The organism is Cupriavidus sp. 291-E7 (assembly GCF_057798835.1).
The window spans coordinates 116882-123270 of sequence record NZ_JBYOJV010000016.1; the positions used below are offsets into that span (position 1 = coordinate 116882).

A 6389-nucleotide genomic window follows, 5' to 3' on the forward strand; every position below is an offset into this window, starting at 1 on the left:
CGGCGGGCTTCAGCTCAGCTTGCCGTGGCACTGCTTGAACTTCTTGCCCGATCCGCACGGGCACGGGTCGTTACGACCCACCTTGGGCATGCCCGCCAGGGCGACGTCGTCACCCATTGCGGCCATCGCCGCAGCGGCCATGCTGCTGCGCGGCGGCGTCTGCTCCACGGGCTCGCGCCCTTCGGCAAATTCGTCGTGCTTGTACTGGACGTTCTCAAGGTGCGACAAACCTTCCTCGATTTCCTCGGATGCCTGCTCCAGTTGCTCGGGCGACTGGATCTGCACGTTGAACACCACGCGCGTGACTTCGTTCTTGATCACGTCCAGCAGGCGGGCGAACAGTTCGAAGGATTCGCGCTTGTATTCCTGCTTCGGGTCCTTCTGCGCATAGCCGCGCAGATGGATACCCTGGCGCAGGTGATCCAGCGCGGCCAGGTGCTCGCGCCAGTGCGTGTCGATGCTCTGCAGCATGACCGAGCGCTCGAAGCCGGCAAACGACTCGCGGCCCACCTGGGCGATCTTGGCATCGTACGTCTCGCGCGCGGTGGTCAGGATCAGGTTCAGCAGCTCGTCATCCTCGATGCTCTGCGCATCCTCGATGGTCTTGGCCAGCGGTACATCCAGGCTCCAGTCGTCACGCAGACGCTGCTCCAGCCCAGCGACATCCCACTGCTCTTCCATGCTCTCCGCGGGCACGTGGTCGCGGAACAGCTCCACGATCACGCTTTCGCGCAGGTTGGCCACCATGTCGCCGACGTCCTGGGCTTCCAGCACATCGTTACGGAGCTTGTAGATTTCCTTGCGCTGGTCGTTGGCAACGTCGTCGTATTGCAGAAGCTGCTTACGGATGTCGAAGTTGCGGCCTTCCACCTTGCGCTGCGCCGATTCGATCGAGCGCGTCACGATACCGGCTTCGATCGGCTCGCCCTCGGGCATCTTCAGACGCTCCATGATGGCGCGCACGCGGTCGCCCGCGAAGATGCGCAGCAGCTGGTCGTCCAGCGACAGGTAGAAGCGCGACGAGCCCGGGTCGCCCTGACGGCCGGCACGGCCACGCAGCTGATTGTCGATCCGGCGCGACTCATGGCGTTCAGTGCCCACGATATGCAGACCGCCCGACGTCTTGACCTGCTCGTGCAGCGATTGCCATTCGCCCTTGAGCTGCTCGATCTTTGCGGCCTTCTCGGCGTCCGAGAGGTTCGCATCGGCCTCGATGAAGCTCGACTGCTTTTCCACGTTCCCGCCCAGCACGATGTCGGTACCGCGACCGGCCATGTTCGTGGCGATCGTGATCATCTTCGGACGTCCGGCCTGCGCCACGATCTCGGCTTCGCGCTCGTGTTGCTTGGCGTTCAGCACCTGGTGCGGCAGCTTTTCCTTGTTCAGCAGGTCCGACAGGTACTCGGAAGTCTCGATCGACGTCGTGCCCACCAGCACCGGCTGGCCGCGCTCGTAGCAGTCGCGGATATCGCGCACCACGGCGTCGTAGCGTTCCTTCGACGTCTTGTAGATCTGGTCCTGCAGATCCTTGCGCTGTGCCTGGCGGTTGGTCGGAATCACCACCACTTCCAGGCCATAGATCTCCTGGAATTCATACGCTTCGGTGTCGGCCGTGCCGGTCATGCCGGCCAGCTTTTCGTACATGCGGAAGTAGTTCTGGAACGTGATCGTCGCCAGCGTCTGGTTTTCCTGCTGGACCGACACGCCTTCCTTGGCTTCCACGGCCTGGTGCAGGCCATCGGACCAACGGCGGCCCGTCATCAGACGGCCCGTGAATTCGTCGACGATCACCACTTCATCGTTCTGCACCACATAGTGCTGGTCGCGATGGAACAGGCTGTGCGCGCGCAGAGCCGCGTACAGGTGGTGCATCAGCGTGATGTTCTGCGGCGCGTAGAGCGATTCGCCCTCGCCGATCAGGCCCTGGGCGGCCAGGATTTGCTCGGCCTTCTCGTGACCGGCCTCGGTCAGGTAGACCTGATGGCCCTTTTCGTCCACGAAGTAGTCGCCCGGCTTCTCAACGCCGGTGCCGTCGGCCTTTTCCTCGCCGATCTGGCGCTCGAGCAGCTTCGGAATGCCGTTCATGCGCTGGTAAAGGTCGGTCTGGTTCTCGGCCTGGCCCGAGATGATCAGCGGCGTACGTGCCTCATCGATCAGGATCGAATCCACTTCGTCGACGATCGCGTAGCGCAGCGGACGCTGCACGCGCTGCGACGGGTCGTAGACCATGTTGTCGCGCAGGTAGTCGAAGCCGAACTCGTTGTTGGTACCGTACGTGATGTCCGAGTTATAGGCCGACTGCTTCTGGTCATGCGGCATCTGCGACAGGTTCACACCCACCGACAGGCCCAGGAAGTTGTACAGGCGCCCCATCCACTCGGCGTCGCGCTGGGCCAGGTAGTCGTTCACCGTCACCACGTGCACGCCCTTGCCGGTCAGCGCATTCAGGTACACGGCCAGCGTGGCGGTCAGCGTCTTGCCTTCGCCGGTGCGCATTTCGGCGATCTTGTTGTCGTTCAGCACCATGCCGCCGATCATCTGCACGTCGAAGTGGCGCATCTTCATGACGCGCTTGCTGGCCTCGCGGCACACGGCAAACGCTTCCGGCAACAGCGAATCGAGGGACTCGCCACCGGCATGGCGCTGGCGGAACGTCTCCGTCATGCCACGCAGTTCGTCGTCCGAAAGCGCCTCGAACTTCGGCTCGAGCGCGTTGATCTGCGTGACCGTGCGGCGATATTGTTTGATCAGCCGTTCGTTGCGGCTGCCGAAGACTTTCTTGAGAAGGCCCGTGATCATCGAGTGCTTTCACCTGCGCGGCAGCCCGGTACAAGACCGGCCAGATACGCGCGAGGAATGGGTAGATTGGCGCAAAACGCCGAGTTTATCATGTGCCGATGTCCTGACCGGGCCTGTGCCTGCACAGATTCTGTGCAGTTGCAACAGCCCTGGGCAGGTTGACTGGCGGCCCGTCCAGCAGGTTGGGACAGGTGGGACATGTTCAATGTTCCGGCAGCACCGACAACCGCCTCAGCGGATCGCGGTCCGGTCGGTCGGCAACGGCGCGGCGGCCAGTGCCTCCTGGACCGGCGCTGGCGCCGACGCGGTCAGGAAAGCACCGGGGTTACGTGGCACGCCATTCACATGGACTTCGAAGTGCAGATGGGCGCCCGTGGACCGCCCCGTGCTGCCCACGCGCGCGATCAGCTGCCCGGGGCGAACCAGGTCACCCACCTTGACCAGCGCCTTCGAAGCATGTGCATAGCGCGTCTTGAGGCCGTTGCCGTGGTCGATGTCGATCATGTTGCCGTACTCGTGATGCCATTCGGACGCCACCACCACCCCGCCGGCGGCGGCAACGATTGGCGTGCCGGCCGGCGCGACAAAATCCACCCCGTCATGCTGCGAGCGTCGCCCGGTAAAGGGATCGATTCGGGTGCCGAAGCTGGATCCGTCGTAGCCAGATGCCACGGGCAGCACGCTGGGCTGGCGGCGCTCGCGCAGTTGCCGGTCCATCAAAGCGGTTTCAATGACATCGAAATAGTCGACGCGGTGATCGGCCTGCTTGCCCAGGCGCGCCAGTTCGTCGCGCAACTCGGGCAGCGTCAGGTCGCTTGACCGCACGGGGCTGGCCGGCCCGCCGCGTGCCGGGCGATGGCGGAAGTCAAAGTCTTGCGGAGCGATGCCAGCCAGGCCTGAAACGCGCTCGCCCAGCGCATCGAGACGGACCATCTGGGCCTGCAACTCGCCCACGCGGGTGGCCAGGACAGCCAGATTCTGACGCAGATAGGCGTTGTCGCGCGCCTGGCGCGAGACTTCGGGCACAGCCGCGTTGCGGGCCACCAGCCAGGTCAGCCCGGAAGATGCCGCAGCCACGAGCACGCAGAGCGCCACGGCCGACAGGACGACGCGCAGGCGCGTCAATTGAAAGCGGAACACCCGCGCCTCGCGCGGATGCAGCACGATGATTTGCATGACCTACCCCCAACATTCCCAAGGACGGAGCGCCTGGCTCCGGCGCGCATGCAGGCATCGCATCCCCGCTCTCTGACCGGCCGGGATTGCGCGCTAGAATGCGCGCATGCGCTTGTTCACTCACCACGCTCTCAAGACCCCGAACGCCAAGCCACTCAACGATTGGCTGGCCAAGGCCGGGCCCGTTTCGGCGCTGATGCGGACTGCGCGGGAACTGGCGTCACTGGAAGCGGAAGTTTTTGCGCTGCTGCCGCCAGCCTTGCGAAGCGGCATCGCGGTAGCCGGGGTCAAGACCGACAGCCGTGGCCCGCAGACGGAGCAAACGCTACTGTTGCTGGCCGCTCATGGCGCGGCGGCCGCTCGGGTCCGGCAAGTGGTGCCCACTTTGCTTTCACGGCTGCAACAGCGAGGCTCGCAGGTTACTGCAATCCGTGTACGGGTACAACCGGAGGTGGGGCGCGGTGACTGGGACACTGGCCCCGTCGACCGCAAGCCGCGTACGGAGAACATTCCACAGACAGGCTTGCAGAGCATGGACACGCTGGCGCGCAACCTCGAAGACTCGCCGCTCAAGGCCGCGGTGCAGGCGCTGCTGGCGCACCATCGATAACGCCGCCCGGCCAGAAAACAAAAACCCCGCGCTCTTGCGAGACCGCGGGGTTTTTTGTCGATGCCGCCTGACGAGACTCAGGCGTGCCCGGCCATGTTTCAGGCGAAAGTCGGTTGCACCTGCGGCAGGAAAGCGACCGGCGCGTCCTCGACCTTGTCGAAGGTCACGATCTCATAGGCTTCCTGGTCAGCCAGCAGCGCGCGCAGCAACTGATTGTTCATCCCGTGACCGGACTTGTTCGCAATGTACGAGCCGATCAGCGGATGACCCACCACGTAAAGATCGCCGATGGCATCGAGGATCTTGTGGCGCACGAACTCGTCGCCGTAGCGCAGTTCCTCGTTGTTCAAAATGCGGTGCTCGTCGAGCACGATCGCATTGTCCAGGCTGCCGCCACGGGCCAGGCCCATCTCGCGCAGCGCTTCCACTTCATGCGCAAAGCCGAACGTGCGGGCGCGGGCGATTTCACGGACGTAGCTCGTGTCGGCAAAGTCGATCGAGAACGTCTGGCCGGTCTTGTCGACGGCGGGATGGCGGAAGTCGATGGTGAAGGCGAGCTTGAAGCCGAAGAACGGTTCCAGACGAGCCAGCTTGTCGCCCTCGCGCACTTCAACCGCCTTCTTGACGCGGATGAACCGCTTGGCCGCCGCCTGTTCCTCGATGCCCGCCGACTGCAGCAGGAACACGAACGAAGCCGCGCTGCCGTCCATGATCGGGATTTCCTCGGCGTCGACGTCGACATAGAGGTTGTCGATACCCAACCCGGCGCAGGCCGACATCAGGTGCTCGACGGTCGAAACGCGCGCGCCGTTCTTCTGCAATACCGACGCCAGGCGCGTATCGCCAATGGCACTGGCGGCCACCGGGATTTCCACCGGTTCGGGTAGATCGACACGCGTAAATACGATGCCGGCATCGGCGGGGGCCGGCCTCAGCGACAGCGTCACCTTGCGACCCGAGTGCAAACCGATGCCGACCGTCTTCACCACGGATTTGATAGTGCGCTGTTTGAGCATGACGGCCTCAACTATTATTAAAAGCTATTGGGCGAAATTTCCAATAACGCGATGCTACCACCACTCGGGATATTGCGCTGCACCACTTTGTGTCCGGGTGTTAGGCAATGTTAATGAAACGCCCAATACATCACATTTTTTGACACGCTTCGTGTCAGGCGCGCAACGCTTCCAGAATCGCCTCGGCGCTGCTGACCTTGAATTCGCCGGCTGCCTCGACGGCCAGATGCGTCACCACGCCGTTGTCGATGACCATCGCATAGCGCTTTGCGCGCACGCCCAGGCCGCGCTGGCTCAGGTCTTGATCCAGACCCAGCGCCTTGGCCCACTGGCCGGAGCCGTCGGCCATCATGCGGACCTTGCCGTCGGTCTTCTGCTCGCGGCCCCATGCGCCCATCACGAACGCATCGTTTACAGAGTGGCACCAGACCTCGTCCACACCCGCCGCGCGCAGCTGGTCGTTCAGCTTGACGAAGCCGGGCACGTGCTTGGCCGAGCAGGTCGGCGTGAACGCGCCGGGCAGACCGAACACCACGATCTTCTTGTCCTTGACCAGTTCGGCAACGGGGAACGCATTGGGTCCCAGCGCGCAGCCGCCGGTTTCCGCTTCAAAGAATTCGTACAACGTGGCGTCGGGGACGCGCTGGCCAACGGCGATCATGGGAACAGTCCTCTAGCGTGTATCGAAAAACCTGCCTGCATCATAGACCGAATGCCGCCGCAACCAAGCGGTGCGGCCAGGCGGGTGCAGCAGGAAATACCTGGGAGTTGAAACGCCGCGCGGCGCG

The 6389-nt window shown here is 63.6% G+C and carries 5 protein-coding genes; 1 reads left to right on the forward strand and 4 read right to left on the reverse strand.

The features are described 5' to 3' along the window. Positions 1 to 9: 9 nt before the first annotated feature. Positions 10 to 2799, reverse strand: a complete 2790-nt coding sequence (secA, locus tag AC3FLX_RS24960; protein ID WP_488700005.1) for a preprotein translocase subunit SecA — start codon at positions 2797 to 2799, stop codon at positions 10 to 12. A 231-nt stretch (positions 2800 to 3030) separates the two neighbouring features. Beyond that, the gene (locus AC3FLX_RS24965; protein WP_488700006.1) at positions 3031 to 3975 is read right to left on the reverse strand and encodes a M23 family metallopeptidase; all 945 of its coding nucleotides are present in this window, start codon (positions 3973 to 3975) and stop codon (positions 3031 to 3033) included. Between the two features lie 106 nt (positions 3976 to 4081). Here AC3FLX_RS24965 and AC3FLX_RS24970 point away from each other — a divergent pair, with 106 nt between their 5' ends. Continuing rightward, on the forward strand, positions 4082 to 4585 hold the full coding sequence (locus tag AC3FLX_RS24970; protein WP_488700007.1) for a DciA family protein: 504 nt from the start codon (positions 4082 to 4084) through the stop codon (positions 4583 to 4585). A 98-nt stretch (positions 4586 to 4683) separates the two neighbouring features. On the opposite strand, the gene lpxC is transcribed toward AC3FLX_RS24970, so the two are convergent. Continuing rightward, entirely contained in the window at positions 4684 to 5601 is a 918-nt protein-coding gene (gene lpxC / locus AC3FLX_RS24975; RefSeq protein WP_488700008.1) for a UDP-3-O-acyl-N-acetylglucosamine deacetylase, read from the reverse strand. 154 nt (positions 5602 to 5755) lie between these two features. Further along, complete coding sequence (locus AC3FLX_RS24980) at positions 5756 to 6262, reverse strand: peroxiredoxin (RefSeq protein WP_488700009.1); 507 nt, start codon at positions 6260 to 6262, stop codon at positions 5756 to 5758. Between the last annotated feature and the right edge of the window lie 127 nt (positions 6263 to 6389).